The sequence below is a fragment of the Nesterenkonia sp. K-15-9-6 genome (assembly GCF_052656005.1).
The window spans coordinates 86538-108920 of the sequence record NZ_JBQYEY010000013.1 but is presented as its reverse complement, the minus strand read 5'-3'; the positions used below and the strand labels follow the sequence as shown (position 1 = coordinate 108920).

Genomic DNA, 22383 nt, shown 5'->3' with positions numbered 1-22383 from the left:
AGGAAGGCCTCTGGACCCGCAAAGGCTGGGCCGGAAGGGGATGACACGCCCGGGCCATACACACATTCTGGCCAATAACCCGAGGTCCTGGTCGGCGCGTGGGTCGTCATGGCTTCGACGCTACGCGGCCGGCATCGGCGCCGTCATCATCCTCAGGACGGACCCTGAAGACAGCTGCCGTGACGACAGAAGTGGCCCCACGTGCACCTGCCAGAGCCCACCTACCCTTGCTACCTTCCGGTCCTGGGGGAGTTCAGCAGGATGACACCACACGTGGGGCCGGGGACCATCGTAGCCCGGAGATCGCCGCCGGCGCCAACCGGGCGCGGCCCTCTGCCGGGCCCTCAGGACATGGATCCGGACTCGATGTGCATTCTGCCCGGATTGTCCGCTATCATGGAGCCTGCCCTCGCGACGCCAGGTGTTCGCACCTGCGGATCGAGCGGTGAAGGAGGATTCGCCTAGCGGCCTATGGCGCACGCTTGGAACGCGTGTTGGGTTCACACCCTCAGGGGTTCAAATCCCCTATCCTCCGCCCTGATGAGAAGGCCCCCGGTCACAGACCGGGGGCCTTCCTACGTCTTCCGAGCGACCCCTTCGGGGCACATCGCCCCAGGCCACCTCGTCACACGCCGACGCCGGCGTCGTGAGGTGCGTTACGCTCATCGAGTCCACACGGGTGCCCCTGCAGGGGCTGAGATCAGGCGATGCACGCCTGGACCGTCGAACCTGACCGGGTCATGCCGGCGTAGGAAGTGAGGGCTCATCATGAGCGATTTCTCTGTGCACACCGCCCCTTCGGCGAACACCACCGCCTCCCCCACGGAGGAGGCTCACCCCGCCCACGAGCGGGCCAGCATCACCGACGGCTCCGGCCTTGAGGTCCCCGTCACCCGGATCCACCTGCACGACTCGCCGGACGGCTCCGCCAATGAGCCGTTCGAGGCCTACCGGACGGCGGGCCCCGGCGGCGACCCGCTGGACGGGCTGCCGCCGTTCCGCGAACCGTGGATCCTCTCCCGGCAGGACTCCGCGGAGTACACCGGCCGGGGGCGTCACCTCGACGACGACGGCCGCTCGGCGGTGCGTCGCGGGGCGGCCAGCGACGAGTGGCGCGGCAGACGTCCCGTGCCGCGCCGCGCCCTTCCGGGGAGGAAGGTCACCCAGATGCACTACGCGCGGCGGGGCGTCATCACCGAGGAGATGCGCTACGCGGCCCTGCGGGAAGGCTGTGACGCGGAGAAGGTGCGCGCCGAGGTGGCGGCCGGGCGGGCCATCATTCCGAACAACATCAACCACCCGGAGTCCGAGCCGATGGTCATCGGACGGGAGTTTCTGGTGAAGATCAACGCCAACATCGGCAATTCGGCGGTCACCAGCTCCATCGCCGAGGAGGTGGACAAGCTGCGGTGGGCCACCCGGTGGGGTGCGGACACCGTCATGGACCTCTCCACCGGAGATGACATCCACACCACCCGAGAATGGATCCTGCGCAACGCCCCGGTGCCCATCGGTACGGTCCCGATCTACCAGGCCTTGGAGAAGGTCGACGGCGACGCCTCGGCCCTCACGTGGGAGGTCTTCCGGGACACCGTGATCGAGCAGTGCGAACAGGGGGTGGACTACATGACCGTCCACGCCGGAGTGCTGCTGCGCCATGTGCCGCTGACCGCCGAGCGCGTCACCGGCATCGTCTCCCGCGGCGGGTCCATCATGGCCGGCTGGTGCCTGGCCCACCACCAGGAGAACTTCCTCTACACGCACTACGACGAGCTGTGCGAGATCTTCGCCGCCTACGACGTCGCGTTCTCCCTGGGCGACGGGCTGCGTCCCGGCTCCATCGCGGACGCCAACGACGAGGCCCAGTTCGCGGAGCTCGACACGCTCGCGGAGCTGACCCGACGGGCCTGGGAGCACGACGTGCAGGTCATGGTGGAGGGCCCGGGCCACATCCCCCTGCACCTGGTGCGAGAGAACGTGGAGCGTCAGCAGGAGCTCTGCCACGGAGCACCGTTCTACACGCTGGGGCCGCTGGTCACCGACATCGCCCCGGGCTATGACCACATCACCAGCGCGATCGGGGCCACCGAGATCGCCCGCTACGGCACCGCCATGCTGTGCTACGTCACCCCGAAGGAGCATCTGGGGCTGCCGAACCGCGAGGACGTCCGGGCCGGGGTGATCACCTACAAGATCGCCGCCCACGCCGCGGACCTGGCCAAAGGACATCCGGCGGCCCAGGCGCGGGACGACGCGCTGTCCAAGGCCCGCTTCGAGTTCCGGTGGAAGGACCAGTTCGCCCTGGCATTGGACCCGGAGACCGCCCAGGCGTTCCACGACGAGACCCTGCCGGCCGAGCCTGCGAAGACCGCCCACTTCTGCTCCATGTGCGGACCGAAGTTCTGCTCCATGCGGATCTCCCAGGACATCCGCGACGAGTTCGGCTCAGCGGAGGACCAGCGCAGGATCGTGGAGCAGGGCATGGCCGCCAAGAGCCGGGAGTTCGCCGCCGCCGGGGGCAGCGTCTACCTGCAGCCGGAGATCCCGGTGGGGCCGCCCGGAGCAGCCGCGGAGTCCTGAGCCGCGCCCCGCTCGACGAGGGCGGGAGCCGCCTCAGCCGTCCGTGACCACGGCCAGGCTGAACCCGTCCCAGCTCTTGGCCCCGACCGTCTGCACGGCGGTGGCCTCCAGGCGAGGGTGCTGACCCTGCAGCGTGAGGAAGCGGCGGATGCCCTGGACGTCCGGGTCCTCGGACTCGGCGTCCAGGACCGCGCCGCCGCGGACCACGTTGTCCCCGATGATGACGCTCCCGGTCCGCACCATCTCCATCACCAGCTCCAGGTAGCGGGGGTTGCCGGCCTTGTCGGCGTCGAGGAAGACCAGGTCGAACGGCGGACGGGCCCCTGAGGCGACCTCGTCCACCAGGCTCAGCAGCGTGTCCTCGGCGGGGCCCACGCGGATGTCCACCGTCTCCCCCACGCCGGCGCCGTCCAGGTTGGCCCGAGCGACGTCGGCGTGGTGGGGCTCCACCTCACAGGTGACCAGGCGCCCCTCGGCGGGCAGGGCTCGGGCCATCCAGAGGGTGGAGAACCCGGCCAGGGTGCCGACCTCCAGCACGTGACGGGCCCCGGAGATGCGCACCATCAGTTCCAGGTGCTTGCCCTGCGCGGCAGAGACCTCGATCGCAGGCAGCCCGCCCTCCTCGGCCCGACGCTGCACCTCGGCGAACTCGGGTCCGGGGCGCGCCACCGTCTGCTCCACGTAGGCGTCGACGGCGGCGGCCGCCGGGGCGCCGACGTCGGGACCGGAGCGAGCCAGTGAGGACGACGGCGTCGGGATCTCAGCCGGGGTGCCGTCAGGAGCGGTGGGGTGCGCATCGGAGGTGTCCATGGTCGTCACCCTAGGTCCCCGTCAGGACGGAGGGAAGGGCACGGATGCCGCCGCCGTCCCCCGCGGTCGAGCCCCGGCACGCACCGTCGACCAGCACGTTCAGGGAACTTCCAGGATCTGGACGGGACGGACCGGTACACTTCCTGCAGTCCTCCCTCCCCGAACCAGGAACCTGCACACACCTATGTCCACACCCAGCAGCCCGATCACGGCGCAGTCCCCCGCGAGCAGCCGCATGCAGTGGATGGACCTGCTCCGCGGCATGGCGGTGATCCTGGTGGTGATCCTCCACGCGGCGTCCATCCCGACGTCGACGGGCTCCGGCATCCGCGAATGGATCCTCACCAACCGGTACCTGGAGCCGTTCCGGATGCCGCTGCTGATGTTCCTGTCCGGCATGCTGCTGCCGCGCTCGCTGGCCAAGCCGCTGCCCCAGTACCTGTGGGGCAAGTATGCGGCCATCGTCTGGCCTGCGGCCGTGTGGATGGTGCTCTACGGGGTGTTCGTCTACCGCAACGGGCCCTTCGAGCTGTCCTACTGGATCACCGGCGACTATCTGTGGTTCCTGCTGGCCCTGATCATCTGCTACACGCTGGCCGCCCTGCTGCAGAAGCTCCCCTTCCTGCTGGTCTCGGCGGCGATGATGGCCGCCGTCGTGCTGGTGGAGGTCCCGTCGGGGCTGCCCCACAAGACCTTGTACTACGGGGCGTTCTTCTTCCTCGGCGCCTGGGCCTGCCGGTACATGGACCGGTGGCTGCGGGCCCCCTGGATGCTGGTGGTGGCCATGGCCGTCGTCGCCGCGGTCTTCTCCCATCTGGGCCGGGAGGACCTGGCGCTGCGGATGGGCACCTGGCAGGCCGCCGGGATCTCGCTGCTGGGCCTGGGCGTGATCCTCTGGCTGGCTCCGCGGCTCCCACGCGGCATGATCTCGGCGTTCTTCGAATGGGCGGGCCGCAGCTCGATCGTGGTCTATGTGGCGCACTTCCCGATCCTGGTGGTCATCCACCGGGTGCTCGCCCGCATGGAGGTCGCTCCGATCTGGCACGTCGGCATCACCACGGTGCTGGGCCTGGCGCTCACGCTGCTGATGGTGTGGCTGCGGCCCTGGACCACGTGGCTCTACGTCTACCCGCGGCAGAAACAGGTGGCGACGAGGCTCAAGGAGCGCGCAGCACGTCAGAAGTCCGCCCCGGCGGCCACTCCGACGCCTGGGGCGACGCCCGACGTCGGCCGCTGAAGCCCTGACCCCGGGCCGCCCGGGGCGGTCCTCCCGGTGTGCCGGCGCCGCCGTGAACGCGCTGGCCGCCTGACCGGCCGAATGCATGTGTCCCACCCAGACGGTAAGGTTCTTCACTGTGAGCACAGCCCTGTACCGCCGGTATCGCCCCGACACGTTCGCCGATGTGATCGGCCAGGAGCACGTCACCGCACCCCTGGTCACGGCACTGGGCAAGGACGCCGTCTCACACGCCTATCTCTTCTCCGGGCCGCGCGGCTGCGGCAAGACCACCTCAGCCCGGATCCTGGCCCGCTGCCTGAACTGTGCGGAGGGCCCCACCGGCACCCCGTGCGGACACTGCGAGTCCTGCCGGGACCTGGCCACCGGCGGTCCGGGATCGCTGGACGTGATCGAGATCGACGCCGCCTCCCACGGCGGTGTCGACGACGCCCGCGATCTGCGGGAGCGGGCCACCTTCGCCCCGGTGCGGGACCGCTACAAGATCTTCATCATCGATGAGGCTCACATGGTCACAGCGGCCGGCTTCAACGCGCTGCTGAAGATCGTGGAGGAGCCGCCGGAGCACATCAAGTTCATCTTCGCCACGACGGAGCCGGACAAGGTCATCGGGACCATCCGCTCCCGCACCCACCACTACCCGTTCCGGCTGGTGCCGCCGGAGCCGCTGCTGGACTATCTGCAGCGGCTCTGCGAGCAGGAGCGGGTGCCGGTGGCGCACGGCGTGCTGCCCCTGGTGATCCGCGCCGGCGGCGGCTCGGTCCGTGACACCCTCTCCGTGCTGGACCAGCTGATCGCCGGATCCACCGAGGCAGGGCTGGACTATGACCGGGCCGTAGCCCTACTGGGCTTCACCCACAGCGCGCTGCTTGACGACGTCGTCGACGCGGTGGCGGGCCTGGACGGCTCCACCGCGTTCTCCGTGGTCGACCGCGTGGTGCAGTCGGGTCAGGACCCTCGACGCTTCGTCGAGGACCTGCTGGAGCGGCTGCGGGATCTGATCATCGTGAAGTCGGTGCCGGACTCGCCCGGGTCGATCCTGCGCGGCGTCCCGGACGACCAGATCCGCCGCATGCAGGCCCAGGCGGGCAAGGTCGGCTCCGCGGAGCTCTCGCGAGCGGCGGACATCACCGCCCAGGCGCTGACCGACATGGTGGGGGCGACCTCACCGCGGCTGCACCTGGAGCTGCTGATGGCCCGGCTGCTGCTGCCGCATGCTGATCAGGGAACCTCCAGCCTGGCCGCGCGGCTCGAGCGTCTGGAGCGGCGCGTGGACTTCGTCTCCGGCTCCGGAACGACCCCTCCCGCCGAGGACCCCACCCAGACCGCGGCCCAGCCGACATCCGCAGCTCCACCTGCCTCTGAGACGGTTCCCGCGCCGACGTCGGCGCCGCCTTCCGGGCAGGCTCCTGCGCCGGCGCCGTCGTCCGTCTCTGAGGCCCCCGCGCAGGCTCCGGCGGCCGAGCCCCTCGCGGCCTCGAACCCTGCTGCCGCCGCTGCACCCGCGGCGGCCTCCGCACCCGCAGCCGACGACGACGGCTGGGCCACCCCCGGCGTCCCGCGCCCAGGAGCTGAGTCCTCCCGCTTCGCGGAGGCGCCGGCAGCGCAGACGATCAGGCCCGAGGGTCCCACCGAGGAGGCTGCCGCTCCGGCAGGCGTGCCCTCGGGTGCTCCCGGAGCCACACCGTCCGCTGAGCCCGCACCCACCGAGGCGGAACCCACCGAGGCGGAACCCACCGAGGCGGGACCCACCGCGCCGGTACCCACCGCGCCCGGTCCTGCCGACTCGGCACCGCCTCACGCGCCGGCCGACCCTGCCGCACCGCAGGGCGCGGCCCCCAGCGGGTCCCGGGCGGAGATGATGCGCCGAGCCTGGCCGGAGATCGTCCAACAGCTGGCCTCCCAGTCGCGACTGCTGTGGATGCTGGTCAAGGACAACGCCTCGGTGGCCGGCTTCGACGGTCAGACCCTCACGATCGCGTTCACCAACGACGGCGCCCGCTCCACCTTCGCGAACCGACGCGGTGACCAGGCCCTCAACGCCGCCATCCAGCAGGTCCTGGGCCTGCAGGTCAGCTTCGACCTCATCACTGGAGGTGCTCCCCCGGCAGCTGGTCAGTCCCCAAAAGGTCCTAGCCGGCCGACGCCGGCACCCTCAGCGCAGCCGGACCCCGCGCCTGCTGGGTCGGACGGCTCGAGCCTGCCTCGTGAGCAGCACCCGCCACAGCCCGGCACCTGGAGCTCCCATGCGCAGACCACGCCGCCGGCGGCAGAAGCCCCCGCACGCCCGGCGCCCGTCGAGGCGGGCCCCGCAAGCCCCACCGGGCACGAATCGGACGGTGCCCCGGCCTGGATGGCCGAGGAGACGCCGGAGCCCTACGACGCCGATCCCGAACCGCCTCAGGCCCCGCCCTCGCCCCACCCGGCGTGGAACGGTCAGCCCAGCGGCGACCCGGCCGGCTCCGCCCTGTCTGCCGACTCCCCCTCGGAGGCCGGTGCGGCCACCGACCCCGTGGAGCTGACCGACCCCACCTATGGGCCCACCACCGCTCGGGTGCCCAGCGTCGAGACAGCGGGAATGGACGCATCCGACTTCGACGTGTCCCGCGCCCAGACTCCCGCTCCGGACCCTCTTCCTGATCCCACTCCGCAGCCCGGGCCACAGTCCGAGCAGTCCCCTGATCCGACCTCCACGGAGGAGTCCGCGACGAAGCCTCGGGTGCCAGTGTTCGCCCGGCCGTCCAGCTCCCGGCCCGGCTCCTCTCGGGCCCCGGCACCCGGTGCTCCCGCCGCGGAGGCGGTGGGCCCAGCCTCGGCGGCCCCGCGCGCGGAACGCAACGGCGCGCCGTCGGGAACCTCACCCGGAGCGTCCGGCCGGATCGCAGCCATCAAGGAGCGGATGGCCAAACGGGCGGCCGGGGCCGAGCCCCCGGGCTGGGACGACGCTCCTCCGCCGCCCGACCCCCTGTACGACCAGGGCCCTCCCCCAGGTGCGGCCCCCGGAGCGGGAGCCGGCCCCCGCAGCGAGGCTGGGCCCGGAGCCGCTCCGGCCCCGGAGATCGAGGACATCCCCAGCGACGACGACATCACCGTGGAGGAGTCCACGGTGTTCGGCCGCAAGGCGATCGAACGCATCCTCGACGGCACCCTGCTCGAGGAGCGTCGGCTGGGCGAGGGCCCCCAGTAGACTGACGCTCATCCGGCCATCTGCGCGTTCCGCCGTCATCGTGCCGCCCGTCCCGTCCCCGTTGAGAAAGGCGCGTCCTGACCGTGTATGAGGGTGCAGTCCAAGACCTGATCGACGAGCTCGGCAGGCTCCCCGGCATCGGGCCCAAGTCAGCCCAGCGCGTGGCCTTCCACATCCTGGAGGCCGACACCGAGGACATGCGTCGGCTCGCGGAGGCGATCGTCTCCGTGAAGGAGAAGGTGAAGTTCTGCCAGATCTGCTTCAACGTCTCCGAGCAGGAGACCTGCCGCATCTGCCAGGACGATCGACGGGACCGCTCCATCATCTGTGTGGTGGAGGAGTCCAAGGACGTCATGGCCATCGAACGGACCCGTTCCTTCCGCGGGCTCTACCATGTGCTCGGCGGCTCCATCAATCCGATCGCCGGCATCGGGCCGGAGCAGCTGCACATCCGCGAGCTGCTGAACCGTCTCTCCGACGACACGGTCCAGGAGGTCATCGTGGCCACGGATCCGAACTTGGAGGGCGAGGCCACTGCCACCTATCTGGTGCGCATGCTGGGCTCACTGGGCATCTCCCTCACCCGGCTGGCCTCGGGCCTGCCGGTCGGGGGCGACCTCGAGTACGCCGACGAGGTCACCCTCGGACGTGCCTTCGAGGGACGCCGCAGCCTCTCCTGACCCCGCCCTGGCGCCCTTGCGGCGAGAACGTTATCCAAGCGTGATGTTTCATTCCGACGAAGACATCACACCTGCTTTCCAGAGGCCATAGGGTCCTGCGCACACCCCCGCCGTCGCGGGAGTCCGTCGACCTGGCACCCATATCGTGATTCTTTTCCTCGGGGCATTCCCCGGGGGCTGGACGGGCGTCACAACTAATCAATCCGGGCAGAAAACAGTTTCCAAATCCTTTAGATGTCACTAGCGTGAGAACGAGTGCGCAGCGCGTGCTCACTCGCATCGACGACGGACACCACAGGATGAGGTACTCACGCATGGCCACCACAACTTCCCTGGCAGTGAAGGCCGGCGCGCTCAGCGCCGCCGCGCTGCTCGCCCTGACCGCCTGCGGCAACGGCGATGACACCGACGACACCACCGGTGACGGCAACGGCGAGGCCGCCGGCGAGGCGCTGACCATCGCGCTGTTCGGCGAAGAGCCCTACTCGTGGATCGATGAGGCGACCGGCGAGCCCACCGGCGCCACCATCGCCGTGGCGGAGGAGATCTTCGGCGAGCGCATGGGCTATGACATCACCATCGAGGAGGAGCCCGAGTGGGGCAACCTCATCCCGGGCCTGAGCGCCGGACACTGGGACGTGGTCTCCGCGGGCATGTCCATCAACGCGGAGCGCTGCGCCGAGGCGGCCTTCGGTGAGCCGGAGCTGGTCTACACCACCGCCCTGCTGGTGGAGGAGGGCAACCCGCACGACGTCCACAACTTCGAGGACCTGGCCGACGCCGACCTTGACGTCATCGCGCTGAGCGGCGCCGTGGAGTCCGGCTACATGGATGAGGTCGGCGTCGATCACGACACCGTGGACTCCGCCGATGACGGCATCGACTTCGTCCAGGGCGGCCGCGCCGACGTCTTCGCCCTGACGGCCATCTCCCTGGAGACCATGGCGGGCGACCAGGACGGCGTGGAGGTCACCGACTCCTTCGCCCACGAGCTCTCCGTGGGCGCCCACGCCTTCCGTCCCGACGACGAGGAGCTGCTCGAGGAGTTCAACGAGCACCTGAGCGACCTCAAGGAGTCCGGCGAGTACCTCGACCTGGTGAGCGAGTTCGGCTTCACCGAGGATGAGATGCCCCCGAGCGACCTGACCGCCCAGCAGCTCTGCGACGAAGACCCTGCCGAGCTGACCGAGCAGTACCTCGAGGACTGAGCCGCTCCGTCCGCTGATCTCTGCGGCCGGTTCCACCCGGAACCGGCCGCAGAGTGTGTCACCGCAGAGCTCTGAGAGGGGCCGATGAACTTCTGGGAAGACTGGCCAGGCTATTTCGAGGTCGTGGTCAACTGGTCCGACCGCCTGCTGGCGGGCCTGTGGACCACGGTGCAGCTGGCGCTCTACGGTGGGCTGCTGGCGTTCGCCGTCGCCGTCGTGCTGGGCCTGGCGGCCGGCAGCCCGAACCTCTGGCTGCGGATCCCTGCGCGGGTGATCATCGAGTTCTTCCGCGGCATCTCCCTGGTGGTCCTGCTGTTCCTGCTGCTGTACGTGCTGCCGCAGATCTGGATGCGCAACCCGGACCTGCCGTTCGAAGGACTGATCCGCAACACGTTCCTGCTGGGCGTGCTCGCCCTGGGCATCAACTACGGCGCCTATGGAGCCGAGGCCGTCCGGGCGTCCCTGACCACCGTGCCCAAGGGCCAGTGGGAGGCGACGACGGCCCTGTCGATGTCCTGGTCGCACAAGATGCGCCGCATCATCTTCCCCCAGGCGTGGGCGCTGATGCTCCCCTCACTGGCGAACCTGTGGATCCACCTGCTCAAGGGCAGCGCGATCGCCTACATCATCCCCTTCGTCAACGATTTCACTGCCGAGCTGAACAACCTGCGTCGTCCCACAGACATCTGGTTCTCCCATGCGTTCATCGGCCTGGTGGTCTATTTCATCCTGGCCCTGATCCTCACTCTGTTCATGCAGGCTCTCGAGGCACGCGCCAAGCACAAGCTCGGCCGCGGCCCCTCCTTGAAGGAGATCCTCTCTCCCAAGCCGCCCACGACAGTCCCGGAGTCCGTGGGCGCAGGTGCTGAGCCCACCGCCGAGAAGTCCGCTGCAGGAGGTGCCCGATGATCCAGCATGTGCTGCGCGCCGCCGACATCGAGGACCCCACTCTGGTCGACGAGGAGGAGGTCCGGGAGAGCCCGTTCTGGGATTGGGAGTTCGCCTTCCACGCCCTGCCGGACATGCTCATGGCCTTCCTGAAGGTCACCCTGGTGGTGACGGTGGTCGGCACCCTCATCGCCGCGGTGCTGGGCCTGGTGATCGCCATTCTGATGCGGGTGCTGCCGCGCCCCCTGGCCTGGGTCGTGAAGTGGATGGCCAACTTCATCCGGATGACCCCGCTGGTGGTCCAGCTGATCTTCATGTTCTGGACCTTCATGTGGCTGGACGGGATGACCATCGGCATCATCGTCTTCGGCGTCCACTACGCCACCTACATGTCGGAGGTGTACCGGGCGGGGATCGAATCCGTCCCCAAGGGTCAGTGGGAGGCGACGACGGCGCTGTCGATGTCCGCGGCACGGACCTGGCGGCGCGTGGTCATCCCTCAGGCGCTGCGCTCCACCGTGCCCTCCCTGGGCAACTATGCGATCTCCATGTTCAAGGACACCCCGTTCCTGATCGTCATCTCGGTGGCGGAGATGGTGACCGTCGCCGGGCAGATCGGCGCCCCCACGTTCCGCTACACCGAGGTCTTCGTGCTGGCAGGCCTGATCTTCCTGGCCGCCAGCTACCCCACTGCCCTTCTGATCAGTCGATTGGAGAAGCGTCTTGCCTACGCCCACTGACCCCTCCCCCGCCGGGGCCACGACGGTCTCCGAGGCCACCACACCGGTCATCGAGTTCCGTGATGTGGAGAAGCGCTTCGGCTCCAATGTGGTGCTCAAGGACCTGAACTTCACGGTCGAGCGCGGGGAGCGGGTGACCCTGATCGGCCCGTCCGGCTCCGGGAAGACCACCATCCTGCGCCTGGTGATGACTCTGGAGGAGCTCACCGACGGCTACATCTTCATCGACGGCGAGCCGCTCACCCATGAGCAGCGCGCGGGACGCCGGGTGCCGGTGTCCAAGAAGCGGCAGAAGCAGCTGCGCACCCGCATCGGCATGGTGTTCCAGCAGTTCAACCTGTTCCCCAACATGACGGTGCTGGAGAACATCATCGAGGCACCCATCCACGTGCTGGGCCGCCCCAAGGCGGAGGCGATCGCCAAGGCCCACGACCTGCTGGAGCAGGTGGGGCTCTCCGACAAGGCCGACGCCCATCCGACGTCACTCTCCGGGGGCCAGCAGCAGCGGGTGGCGATCGCCCGCGCCCTGGCCATGGACCCGGAGATCCTCCTGCTGGACGAGGTCACCTCCGCCCTCGACCCGGAGGTCGTCGGCGAGGTGCTCAACATCCTGCGCCGGGTCGCCGAAACCACCAATGTGACCATGCTGATCGTCACGCACGAGATGGGCTTCGCCCGGGACGTGTCGCACAAGGTCATGATGTTCGACGGCGGACACGTGGTGGAGTCCGGCCCGCCGGAGAAGATCTTCACCGACCCGGATCACGAGCGCACCCAGGCCTTCCTGGGCGCCGTGCTGGGCGACAACTGAATCACACGCAAGCTTCTGTCCGGTCTCGTTCCGGGCCTTCGGGCCCGAGGCAGACACTGGTGGCAGACGCTGTCGGACCCCCTGGTCCGGCAGATACGCCATCCACAGTGTGAGACCGGGCACTGAGCTGTGCCCCGTCGCGGAGCACGCTCATAGAATTGTCCGAAGTCCGCGATGAAACCCTGCACGGGAGTGAGACAACAACCCCATGAGCTTGATCGTCCAGAAATACGGCGGGTCATCCGTGGCCGATGCCGAGAGCATCAAACGCGTGGCCCGGAAGATCGTCGAGACCAAACGCGCCGGCCACCAGGTCGTCGTCGTGGTCTCCGCGATGGGTGACACCACCGACGAGCTGCTCGACCTGGCGGCCGACATCACCGAGGCGCCGCCCTCGCGGGAGATGGACATTCTGCTGTCCTCCGGCGAACGCATGTCCATGGCCCTGCTGGCCATGGCCATCCACCAGCTGGGCGAGTCCGCCCAGTCATTCACCGGCTCCCAGGCCGGGATGATCACCGACGCGATCCACGGCAAGGCCCGCATCATCGAGGTCAACCCGCAGCGCGTCCAGGAGTCCCTCGACGCCGGCCATGTCGGCATCGTCGCGGGCTTCCAGGGCATGAGCCGGGAGTCGAAGGACATCACCACGATGGGCCGCGGCGGCTCGGACACCACGGCCGTGGCCCTGGCCGCCGCACTGAAGGCGGACGTCTGCGAGATCTACACCGACGTCGACGGCGTGTTCACCGCCGACCCGCGCGTGGTCAAGACCGCCCGGAAGATCGATCAGATCTCCAGCGAGGACATGTTGGAGATGGCCGCCGCCGGCTCCAAGGTGCTGCACCTGCGCAGCGTGGAGTATGCCCGCCGCTTCGGCGTGAAGCTGCACGTGCGGTCCTCATTCAGCCAGCTCGAAGGAACCTGGGTCATCCCCGACCCCTCTGACGCCATCGCCCTCCAGGAAGGTGAACCCTTGGAACAGCCCATCATCTCCGGTGTCGCCCATGACAGCTCTGAGGCCAAGTTGACCATCACCGGGGTGCCCGACGTCCCCGGCAAGGCCGCTGAGATCTTCAACCTGATCGCCGAGGCCGGCACCAACATCGACATGATCGTCCAGAACGTCTCCGACGAGACCAAGACGACGAACATCTCCTTCACCCTGCCCGCCGCGGACGGGCAGAAGTCCACCGAGACCCTCACCGCGCACCAGGAGTCCATCGGCTTCGAGCAGCTGGACTACGTGCCGCAGGTCGGCAAGGTCTCCCTGATCGGCGGGGGCATGCGCCACCACCCGGGCGTCTCGGCGAAGTTCTTCACCGCGCTGCGCGACGCCGGCATCAACATCGGACTCATCTCCACCTCCGAGATCCGCGTCTCGGTGATCACCGACATCGAGGACCTCGACAAGGCCGTGCAGGCGATCCACACCGCCTTCGGCCTCGACGCCGAGGAGGAGGCCACGGTCTACGCCGGCACCGGCCGCTGAGACCTCGTTCCCTCGACTCATCCGTCGGCTCCGCGGTGTGGGCCCTTTTCAGCGCTGACAGCGCGTCATAAGGGCCCACACCGCGGAGCCGACGTCGTGCTGGGCGCGGGGGGGGGCGCAGGGTCAGGCCAGTGCCTGCGCGACCTGTTCCCGGCTGAGCTCCCGGTCCGAGTAGATCAGCCGCACGGCCTCGGGGGCCGGATTCCCGGCGTCAGGACCACGGTGCCTCAAGAGCAGGCCAACCTTCTCCGCCACTCGGGCAGAGGCGCGATTGTGCTCCAGGAGGTAGGCGATCACGGGAAGATCTGAGCGCGCCGCTCGGGCCGCCGAGGTCCCGGCGCGGGCCACCCGGGTGGCATAGCCTCGCCCCTGCGCCTCAGCGGCGAACCGGTACCCGAGATTCCAGCAGAATCCGCCGCGGACAGCGCAGCCGCCGTGGCCGAGCATGGCTCCTGACTGAGGGTCACGGACAATCCACGGCCCCAGCCCGTGCTCCTGCCACGAGCGCCGCCAGACACGGATCAGCTCGGCGGTCTGGGACTCGTCGGTGTGGCGGGCGTTCGGAAAGTGCGTCCAGACCCGGGGGTCGGAATAGATGGCGTGGAGCTCGATCAGGTCATCCAGGTCCGGAGGTGCCAGCATCAGGTCAGTGGCAGCAGTCTCGCCTGGAGCCGCCGGCGGAGGTTCAGTGCACATACGGGCACCTTATGATGAGGCCCATCCGTCGACGCGGAACTGAGCCCAGTGCGGCTTGTCGGCCCCCCGGCGTTCCTGCCCTCGGAAACACTCAGGCGGCAGGTGCTCCCCTGCTCGGGGCGCTCCTGCCGCCTGGGCGTTCGGTGCGAGATACAGAGCCGATTCTAGCCGAGGATCCAGCCGGACGTCAGCATCTGCACGGCTTCGGCCCGGTGTCTGGACACCGCCCGAACGCCCGGCCGTGGGCCGCGCCCCCAGGTGCTCAGCGGGACCGGGTATTCTGACACGCGCCCATGAGCACTTCATCCGCCTCCGCCCACGTCTGCGCCACCACGTCCGGGGCTCCCCGCCCGGAGGGTCTTCGCCCCCTGCCTGCTGAGGACCATCACGCACGGGCCCAGGAGCACCAGCGACGTGTCGCCGAGTACACGCAGGGCTTCCTCCAGCGGCGGCATGCCGGACAGAAGCACCCCGTGGAGGACTTCCTGTTCACGTACTACTCCCACTCTCCCGGGCAGCTCTCCCGCTGGCATCCGGGGGCCGGCACGGTGTTGGAAGGCGCTGGCGGCTCCGAGCAGGCGGGGTGGAAGTTCTACACCACCGTCGACGACGGCACCGCGGCCGGCGGGGCGACGGTCGACGTCGTGCGGTTCCGCCACGCACGGGAGTCCATGATCGGCTTCGCCCGCCGGCTGCTGAGCGCGACGGCGGCACGGCCCGCCCAACTGGGCTGCTTCGGTCTGCACGAGTGGGCGATGGTCTACCGGTCGGTGCAGCACGGGCAGCGTCATGATCAGGTGCCGCTGCGCCTGGGGTCCGACGGCACCGATGAGGTGGTGGAGTCCCTGAACATCCGGTGCACCCACTTCGACGCCTTCCGGTTCTACACCCCGTCGGCCCGTCCCCTGAACGCACTGACCCCCACCCGGGAGACCCAGGTGGAGCTGGAGCAGCCGGGCTGCCTGCACGCCAACATGGACCTCTACAAATGGGCGTACAAGCTCATCCCCGCGGTCAGCAGCGATCTGCTGCTGGACTGCTTCGACCTCGCCTGGAGGATCCGTGAGCTGGACATGCGTGCCTCCCCCTATGACCTCGCTGCCTGGGGCTATCAGCCCGTGCGCATCGAGACCCCGCAGGGACGTGCCGACTACGCCCGGGCGCAGAAGGGCTTCGCCGAGGAGGCCCAGGTCCTGCGCGGCCGGATCCTGGGAGCCCTGGACGAGGTGGACGCCCTGGCTGACGCGCGGGCCTGACGCCCTGACTGACGCGCCGCCGTCGCGGGATCCCTGCACGCCGCGGTGAGCCGAACGTCTCAGCACAGAGGAGGAATACCGGGCCGCCACCCAGCGCTGAAGCGCATCAGGTGCACCCGTTCGGAAAGGACCACCGATGCCAGACTCCCGCGCTGTCACCAGCACTCAGATCCAGCTGATCCGCCGCCCCTCCGGCCGCCCGACCCCTGAGGACTTCCGCACGGTCCGCCTCGAGCTGCCGCCGCTGGCCGAGGGCCAGGTGCGGGTGGCCAACGAATTCATCTCCGTGGACCCCTACATGCGCGGCCGGATGAACGACGTGAAGAGCTACGTCCCGCCCTTCGCCCTGAACGAGACCATGACCGGCGGCGCCGTCGGACGCGTGGTGGCCTCCCGATCGGAGTCCCTGCCCGTGGGCACCGCCGTGCTGCATCAGCTGGGGTGGCGCGACATCACCCAGGACGACGCCGAAGCGTTCCGCCCCGTGCAGGAGATCCCGGGGGCGCCGCTGTCCCTCCACGTGGGGATTCTTGGCATGACAGGGTTGACTGCCTATGTGGGACTGACCGCCATCGCCGAGCTGCGCGAGGGGGACACAGTGTTCATCTCCGGCGCGGCAGGAGCCGTGGGCACTGCAGCCGGGCAGATCGCCCGCCTGCTCGGCGCCTCCCGAGTGATCGGCTCCGCCGGCTCTGAGGAGAAGGTGGCGCTGCTGCAGGACAAGTACGGCTATGACGCCGCGTTCGACTACAAGGACGCCCCGGTTCGCGAGCAGCTCCCCCGGCACGCGCCCGACGGGGTGGACGTCTTCTTCGACAACGTCGGCGGCGACCACCTGCAGGCCGCTCTCGATGTGATGAACGACGGCGGCCGCCTGGCCCTGTGCGGGGCGATCTCCCGCTACAACGCCGAGCGACCCGCCCCGGGGCCGGACAACCTGGCGAACATGATCACCCGGGGCCTGCGCATGCAGGGCTTCACCCTGGGCGGCCACCTCCACCACGCCTCCGCGTTCCAGGAGCGGATGGCCGAATGGTTCCCCGCCGGTGAGATCGCCTACGACGAGACGGTCGTCGACGGCATCGAGAACGCGGTGGACGCGTTCCTGGGCATGATGGACGGCGCCAACATCGGCAAGATGGTGGTGCGCACCGCCTGACGGCGGACCAGAGGACCCCCGACGAGATTCGGCCCCGGGACGCGGATCCCGGGGCCGAACGGCGTCCTGCCGTGGGCGGAGCTTGCAGGCATCCGGCTCAGGCGTCGGCGAAGACCCGCTCACACTCCTGGGCCAGCAGGGCACGCATCTGCTCGGCGGTGTGCCGCCCGGCGAAGATCTCGGTGCCGTTCTCGAAGGCCCGGCCCGCGGCGAGCGGACCGGCGTCGACGGCGTCATAGCCGAGGCTGTCGATGAACCCGGCCACCAGCTCCTTGGCGTCGGCGTCGTCCGAGGCCATGCCCAGGGCTCGGCGGTTCGGCGCCCCCGCCGGGTGGGAGTCGACCTCCAGGTCGCCGTAGCCGATGTGGTTCAGTGTCTTGACCAGGCGCACGTCGCCGAAGAACTCGGCGATGACCTCCGAGGTGGAGCGGCTGCCGTCGAACTCGTCCATCAGCCCGTCCACCGGCGCCCAGTAGTTCATGGTGTCGATGACCACGTGGTCCTGCAGCACGGAGGTGTCGATGCTGCGGTACTTGTGCAGCGGCACCGCCACGATGAGCAGATCGGACCCGCGCAGCTGCTGGCGGTCCACAGCGACTGCGCCGGGCACGATGACCTCGGTGAGCAGCCGGATGTCCTCGGCGGGCCGGCCGGTGGCGATCTTCACCGTGTGGCCGGCGCGCACGGCCTGGCGCGAGACGGCGGTGCCCACACGGCCGGCGCCGAGGACTCCGATGGTCAGCGGCTGAGCGGTCATCTGCTGCTCCTGGGGGTCGAGAAGGATCGGGGTGGAAAGTACTTCCGATTTGAAAGAACGGCGCGGCGAGGGGATTTGTTCCCACCGAGCACCGGTCCCGAGATCCGGGACCCGCCCCGACGACACGTCAGACTGCCGACTGCTCCGCCAGCCATTGCTCGAACGTCGTACTCGCGACGACGTCGGGCGCGGCCGGGATGAGGCTGCCGTCGCCGAGCGATGTCAGGCCCACCGGCAGGCGCATGACTCGGCCCACCTGCTGGGCGCGCAGATTGTACTGGGCCGCGGCCCGCGCCATGTCCATCTCCTCGGGGCCACAGACCTCCAGGGTCGACTCCGGCGCTCTGCTCAGCGCCTGGTCTGCCACCACATCGGCGGCCTCGGCGGCGGCCAGGGGACGGGTGACCACGGCCGGAACCACGGCGAGCGGACCCAGCCGGATCTGGTCGAGGAAAGTGGACAGCAGCTCGAACCACTGGGTCGTGCGCACGATCGAGACTCGGCGGGCCGACGACGGCGCACTTCGATAGACCTGCTCCTGGATGGACTTGGCCTGGTAGTAGCCCAGCCAGCGGTTCACCCGCGGCTCCCAGCAGTTCACGATGGACACGCACACGATCCGCGGGAGCTCGCCGCGCCGACTAGTCTCGTCACCCAGCGCGGCGACCACGTTCTCCGCCGCGGTCCGGAAGAACCGCACCGCCGGACCGGAGGTCAGAGACGGCCGATTCAGACAGTCGACGACGACGTCCACGCCGGCCAGTGCCGTCCGCAGCGCCGAGACGTCCAGCACGTCGACCCCGTGCGCCCGACTGATCGGCACGACCTCCTGGTCAGCCTCCTCCAGCCGGGACCGCACCAGGCTCCCCATGACTCCCCCGGCCCCCAGGACGGCGATCCGCTGTGACACTCCGGGCTCCTCCGATTGAGAATGGTGCTCCTCCCACTCTGACGCATCCCTCCTTGTCACAGCGAGCTTCCCCGGCCTGCTCAGCTCACCGCACAGGGGACGCCGTCGAGTTCCACCGCGTGGGGAGCCTGCACCTCTCCGACGGCGAGGAACCCGATCCTGGTGCTGGTCCGCCCCTTTCCGGGATGGCTGCGCGGATCCTCCAGGGCGCGCGCACCTGGCTCAGCGTTCACGCGCACCGTGCCGCCCTCGTGGAGAAGCTCGCCGCCCTGGTGCCGGCGGACCTCCATGTCCCCTGCCACATCCCAGGTGAGCTCCCAGTCGGCCACATCACCGATCCCGAGGTTCTCCAGATCCACGTGGACCGTGGACTGCTGCCCGCCGCCGCGGATGCTGAACTCCACCTGGCAGGCCGCCGCCGGGGCGCTCCACTCAGGCGTTCCGACCCCCATGTCAGCCGCCCAGGAGGCATACCAGGCCAGGGCCGCGTTCCAGTTGATGGTGGTCTCATTGGTGGACCAGGACTCGATGTGGTCGATGTAGCAGGCCTGAGGTGCGCAGCCCGGCAGATGCTCCTGCGCGACAGGGTCCTGGATGCCGGAGTTCGGCCCGCCGGCGAGCTTGCCGTCCGGGAAGGGCGGCAGCCGGTCCGACGAGGCGTACCACCGGCTGTGCATGTTCTGCGAGTAGTGCGTGCCGTAGCCGGTCACATAGGAGGTGTTGATCGCATTGCGGCCCAGGATGTAGTCGATCGACTCCAAGGCGCCGTCGGCGTAGGCCTGGTCTCCGGTGAGGTCGTAGGCGGTGGCGATGATCACCGTGTTGTTGATGACCTGATGGGTGGACCCCCAGTCGTAGTCGCCGGGGTTGTAGGCGTGGCCGAACGGCTCGCCCTGCTGGGTGGCCAGAAAGGAGTCCGCCCCCTCGAGCACTGAGTCGATGACCTCGGCGCGGCCGGGCAGGTGGTTGGGCACGGTGGCCAGGTCCAGCCGGCCTGCTGCGGCGGTGAAGCCCCAGTCGAAGCTGGTGGCGCCCCAGATCTCGCCGTGCTCCCCACCGACGTGGTACGGCGAGTCCAGCACCGCATCGGCGTAGACGTCGTCGCCGGTGGTGAGGAACAGCTGGGCGGCGGCCCAGTAGAACTCGTCGCCCAGCTCGTCGTCGTCATAGGGACCCCCGCCGGGGTTGGGGTCGAGCTCATTGGTGTTCGGAGCCAGGATCTCCGGGTGCTCCCCGGCGGCCCGCCAGGCACGCTCCGCGGCGGCCACGAGGTCGGCGGCGAAGTCGGCGTCGTACTCCTCGTAGAGCCGGGCCCCTTGGGCGGCCGCAGCGGCGAGGTTGAGGGTGGCGGCGGTGGACGGGCGGTGCACGTAGCGCGGCATGGGGTCCTCATGCGGCAAAGTGTCCAGGCCCGTCCAGGCGATGTCGTGGAGCTTGTGGTGGACCAGTCCGCCGGCGTCGAGGTCCTCGCCGTCGATGGTCATCCGCACCCCGTCCTCCACCTGCATGGAGAGCATCCACTCGAGGTTCCAGCGGACCTCGTCGAGGATGCCCGGCACACCGTTGTCCCGCTCAGGGATCACCAGGGTGGAGTCACCCAGCGCACCCTGGTCCACGACGCCGGCATGCAGGCTGCGCTCATAGGCGGACAGCAGCTGGTAGACGGAGATCCCAGAGTTGACCACGTATTTGCCCTGGTCACCGGCGTCGTACCACCCGCCGGAGGCATCGATCATGTAGTCCTCGGGGCAGCGCCACCCCTCGGGCCCATAGTGGTCGTCTGCGCCGAGCTGCGCCTCCCCCTGGTCGTCCACCGCGCCCTCGGGCGGGAGACAGGGCACGGCCACGTCGCCCTGATTGACGTCCTCGCCGCCGAACTCTGAGACATGCCCGGCCGGCCGCTCGTAGTCGGTCTTCAGCAGCTCCCCGTCCACCTCGATGGGCGTGATCTCCTGGCCGGAGCGCTGGGTGTAGTAGATGCCCAGCGAATCCCTACGCAGGCCCTGATACAGATCCTCGGCGATCGTGAAGGGATAGGAGGCCTCGCCGTCCACCTCCAGACGCAGGCCCTCGCCGACGACGTCGACCTCGGTGAAGTCCACGGTGTGCACGTCGAGGCCAGCTGACGGATCATGCCCGCGAGGGGCGCTCTCGCCCTGTGCCAGCACTGCCCCGTCCGCATCGAGGAGCCGCCAGGACAGCGGCTCCTCGGCATCGCTGACCACGGTGGCGTTCTTGGGCCCGTCCGGCAGGTACCCCAGCTGGTTGACCCGCACCAGCGGGCCGGTGTCATGGACGCCGTCATCGCCGATGACCCCCGGCTCCACCGCGTCGACGGACGAAGCGAGAGCCTCCACCGCTTCCGACCCCGGTGGGGAGCCCGCCCCCTGCGCCGGAGCTGCGCCCGTCAGACCGGTGAGCACCAGCCCGAGGGCGGCAGATCCCGCCGTCAGGCCGCGCAGCCGCGGACTGACCTTCTGCAGTGGACGCGCCGCCGGCGTCCGGGGCGTCCCTTCGATGACGTCTGAGGGGGGGATGATGAGTCGCGAGTGACACAGTGACTCCTTTGTGAGAGCGCTTTCACGATGGACTGTCACCGAGCCTAACGCCCTGTGTGACTCATGTCACCCCTTGTGAGGGCCCGTCGGTCGGTCACGCACCGACGCGCACTGGGTCGTGCGCCACAAGGTCCGTCGGCCCACGCGGGCGCCGTCGTCGCACGGCCTGCGGCCTCGCCGCCAGCCGGTAGACTGGGGCGGCAAGCTCGCGGAGCGCCTGGATCTCCGCCGTCGCCAGCACGACGGCGGCACCGGGCGTGAGACGGCACCTGACCACTGCACCCCGGCGGGGCCCAGTGCTGTCCGCGGGCACGTTCACCCGCACACAAGCACAGGAGACCCCATGCCGCGCATCGTCGTCGAGGTCATGCCCAAGCCTGAGATCCTCGACCCGCAGGGCAAGGCCATCGCCTCAGCCCTCCCCCACCTCGGCTTCCAGGACTTCTCCGCAGTCCGCCAGGGGAAGCGCTTCGAGCTGTCCGTGGACGGCGAGGTCACCGACGAGGCCCTCGCCCAGGCCCGCAAGGCCGCCGAGGAGATGCTCTCCAACCCCGTCATCGAGGACGTCGTGGACGTGCGGGTGGAGGACGCCTGACCATGACGGAGACCCCCCTGATCGGCGAGTACAGCTCCTCGCCCGACGGCACCGCGCTGGACGGCGCCCGCATCGGCGTCGTCACCTTCCCCGGCACCCTGGATGACCGCGACGCCGCCCGCGCAGTCCGCCTCGGCGGCGGCACGGCCGTGCCGCTGTGGCACGCCGACGACACGCTGTCCGACGTGGACGCCGTCGTCATCCCCGGCGGATTCTCCTACGGCGACTATCTGCGCGCCGGGGCGATCTCCCGCTTCGCCCCGCTGATGAGCCGCATCACCGAGGCCGCCACAGCCGACTCCGGCTCCCCGCTGCCGGTGCTGGGCATCTGCAACGGGTTCCAGATCCTCACCGAGGCGCACCTGCTGCCGGGCTCGATGATCAAGAACGACCACCTGAAGTTCCGCTGCGCCGACCAGGTGCTGCGCGTGGAGAACACCTCCACCGCGTGGACGAGCCAGTTCACGCAGGACGAGCTCATCACCGTCCCGCTGAAGAACCAGGACGGCCAGTACGTGGCCGACGAGGACACTCTGACCCGGCTCGAGGGCGAAGGCCTGGTGGCCTTCCGCTACGTGGGCTCCAACCCGAACGGCTCGCGGCACGACATCGCCGGCGTCACCAACGCCCGCGGCAACGTGGTCGGCCTCATGCCGCACCCCGAGCACGCGGTGGAGGCCGGATACGGCTCCGACGACTCCACCGGCATGCGCAACGGCACGGACGGCCTGACCGTGTTCACCTCGATCATCTCGTCCCTCGCCGGCTCCCACTCAGAAGGAGGCGCCCTGTGAGCACCGAGTCCACCACTCGCACCGC

Annotated in this window: 18 protein-coding genes, 1 tRNA gene, 1 other RNA gene and 1 riboswitch; of the genes, 14 read left to right on the top strand and 6 right to left on the bottom strand. The window is 69.4% G+C overall.

Going from position 1 to position 22383, the window contains the following annotated elements; genetic code table 11:
• Positions 1–187: 187 nt before the first annotated feature.
• Positions 188–284, bottom strand: an RNA gene (gene ffs, locus SD455_RS10010) — signal recognition particle sRNA small type.
• Between the two features lie 166 nt (positions 285–450).
• On the opposite strand from ffs, the gene SD455_RS10005 reads away from it, so the two are divergent.
• A tRNA-Ser gene (locus SD455_RS10005) sits at positions 451–535 on the top strand.
• Positions 536–665: 130 nt separating this feature from the next.
• Positions 666–772: riboswitch (TPP riboswitch) on the top strand.
• Complete coding sequence (gene thiC / locus SD455_RS10000; protein WP_085437939.1) at positions 769–2580, top strand: phosphomethylpyrimidine synthase ThiC; 1812 nt, start codon at positions 769–771, stop codon at positions 2578–2580. It overlaps the preceding riboswitch by 4 nt.
• 33 nt (positions 2581–2613) lie before the next feature.
• Here thiC and SD455_RS09995 read toward each other — a convergent pair whose 3' ends face one another.
• Positions 2614–3390 (bottom strand): O-methyltransferase, encoded by a 777-nt coding sequence (locus tag SD455_RS09995; protein ID WP_445508000.1) that lies wholly within the window; start codon positions 3388–3390, stop codon positions 2614–2616.
• A gap of 184 nt (positions 3391–3574) precedes the next feature.
• Here SD455_RS09995 and SD455_RS09990 point away from each other — a divergent pair, with 184 nt between their 5' ends.
• From SD455_RS09990 to SD455_RS09955, 8 genes are all read left to right on the top strand, one after another.
• On the top strand, positions 3575–4627 hold the full coding sequence (locus SD455_RS09990; RefSeq protein ID WP_070158916.1) for an acyltransferase family protein: 1053 nt from the start codon (positions 3575–3577) through the stop codon (positions 4625–4627).
• Positions 4628–4745: 118 nt separating this feature from the next.
• Positions 4746–7814: a DNA polymerase III subunit gamma and tau gene (locus SD455_RS09985; RefSeq protein ID WP_445507999.1), complete on the top strand. Its 3069-nt coding sequence runs from the start codon at positions 4746–4748 to the stop codon at positions 7812–7814.
• Between the two features lie 83 nt (positions 7815–7897).
• Positions 7898–8494 (top strand): recombination mediator RecR, encoded by a 597-nt coding sequence (gene recR, locus SD455_RS09980; RefSeq protein WP_070159174.1) that lies wholly within the window; start codon positions 7898–7900, stop codon positions 8492–8494.
• Between the two features lie 314 nt (positions 8495–8808).
• Complete coding sequence (locus SD455_RS09975) at positions 8809–9702, top strand: transporter substrate-binding domain-containing protein (RefSeq protein WP_311025357.1); 894 nt, start codon at positions 8809–8811, stop codon at positions 9700–9702.
• An 84-nt stretch (positions 9703–9786) separates the two neighbouring features.
• The gene (locus SD455_RS09970; protein ID WP_311025358.1) at positions 9787–10611 is read left to right on the top strand and encodes an amino acid ABC transporter permease; all 825 of its coding nucleotides are present in this window, start codon (positions 9787–9789) and stop codon (positions 10609–10611) included.
• Complete coding sequence (gene ehuD, locus SD455_RS09965; protein WP_083277744.1) at positions 10608–11330, top strand: ectoine/hydroxyectoine ABC transporter permease subunit EhuD; 723 nt, start codon at positions 10608–10610, stop codon at positions 11328–11330. The genes SD455_RS09970 and ehuD overlap by 4 nt, the downstream gene beginning before the upstream one ends.
• Positions 11314–12141 (top strand): ectoine/hydroxyectoine ABC transporter ATP-binding protein EhuA, encoded by an 828-nt coding sequence (ehuA, locus tag SD455_RS09960; RefSeq protein ID WP_070162044.1) that lies wholly within the window; start codon positions 11314–11316, stop codon positions 12139–12141. The genes ehuD and ehuA overlap by 17 nt, the downstream gene beginning before the upstream one ends.
• A 208-nt stretch (positions 12142–12349) precedes the next feature.
• On the top strand, positions 12350–13633 hold the full coding sequence (locus SD455_RS09955) for an aspartate kinase (protein ID WP_070162046.1): 1284 nt from the start codon (positions 12350–12352) through the stop codon (positions 13631–13633).
• Positions 13634–13756: 123 nt separating this feature from the next.
• Here the strand turns inward: SD455_RS09955 and SD455_RS09950 are convergent, their stop codons facing one another.
• Entirely contained in the window at positions 13757–14275 is a 519-nt protein-coding gene (locus SD455_RS09950; protein WP_139827821.1) for a GNAT family N-acetyltransferase, read from the bottom strand.
• 347 nt (positions 14276–14622) lie between these two features.
• Between SD455_RS09950 and SD455_RS09945 the strand changes: the two genes are divergently transcribed.
• Entirely contained in the window at positions 14623–15585 is a 963-nt protein-coding gene (locus SD455_RS09945; protein ID WP_445507998.1) for a 3-methyladenine DNA glycosylase, read from the top strand.
• Between the two features lie 136 nt (positions 15586–15721).
• A complete protein-coding gene (locus SD455_RS09940) occupies positions 15722–16744 on the top strand; it encodes an NADP-dependent oxidoreductase (RefSeq protein WP_070162051.1) in 1023 nt (340 codons plus the stop codon).
• Positions 16745–16841: 97 nt separating this feature from the next.
• Here SD455_RS09940 and SD455_RS09935 read toward each other — a convergent pair whose 3' ends face one another.
• The 3 genes from SD455_RS09935 to SD455_RS09925 all read right to left on the bottom strand — a co-directional run bounded on the left by SD455_RS09935 (position 16842) and on the right by SD455_RS09925 (position 20768).
• Positions 16842–17501 (bottom strand): NADPH-dependent F420 reductase, encoded by a 660-nt coding sequence (locus tag SD455_RS09935; protein ID WP_445507997.1) that lies wholly within the window; start codon positions 17499–17501, stop codon positions 16842–16844.
• Between the two features lie 127 nt (positions 17502–17628).
• The gene (locus tag SD455_RS09930) at positions 17629–18411 is read right to left on the bottom strand and encodes an SDR family oxidoreductase (protein ID WP_083277745.1); all 783 of its coding nucleotides are present in this window, start codon (positions 18409–18411) and stop codon (positions 17629–17631) included.
• A gap of 80 nt (positions 18412–18491) precedes the next feature.
• Positions 18492–20768, bottom strand: a complete 2277-nt coding sequence (locus tag SD455_RS09925; protein ID WP_445507996.1) for a glycoside hydrolase family 9 protein — start codon at positions 20766–20768, stop codon at positions 18492–18494.
• 544 nt (positions 20769–21312) lie between these two features.
• On the opposite strand from SD455_RS09925, the gene purS reads away from it, so the two are divergent.
• Together purS and purQ are read left to right on the top strand one after the other, a co-directional pair.
• Complete coding sequence (purS, locus tag SD455_RS09920) at positions 21313–21564, top strand: phosphoribosylformylglycinamidine synthase subunit PurS (RefSeq protein WP_070162059.1); 252 nt, start codon at positions 21313–21315, stop codon at positions 21562–21564.
• 2 nt (positions 21565–21566) lie between these two features.
• Positions 21567–22358 carry a phosphoribosylformylglycinamidine synthase subunit PurQ gene (purQ, locus tag SD455_RS09915; RefSeq protein ID WP_085437837.1) on the top strand — a complete coding sequence of 264 codons (792 nt, stop codon included), beginning with the start codon at positions 21567–21569 and terminating at the stop codon, positions 22356–22358.
• The last annotated feature ends 25 nt before the right edge of the window (positions 22359–22383 follow it).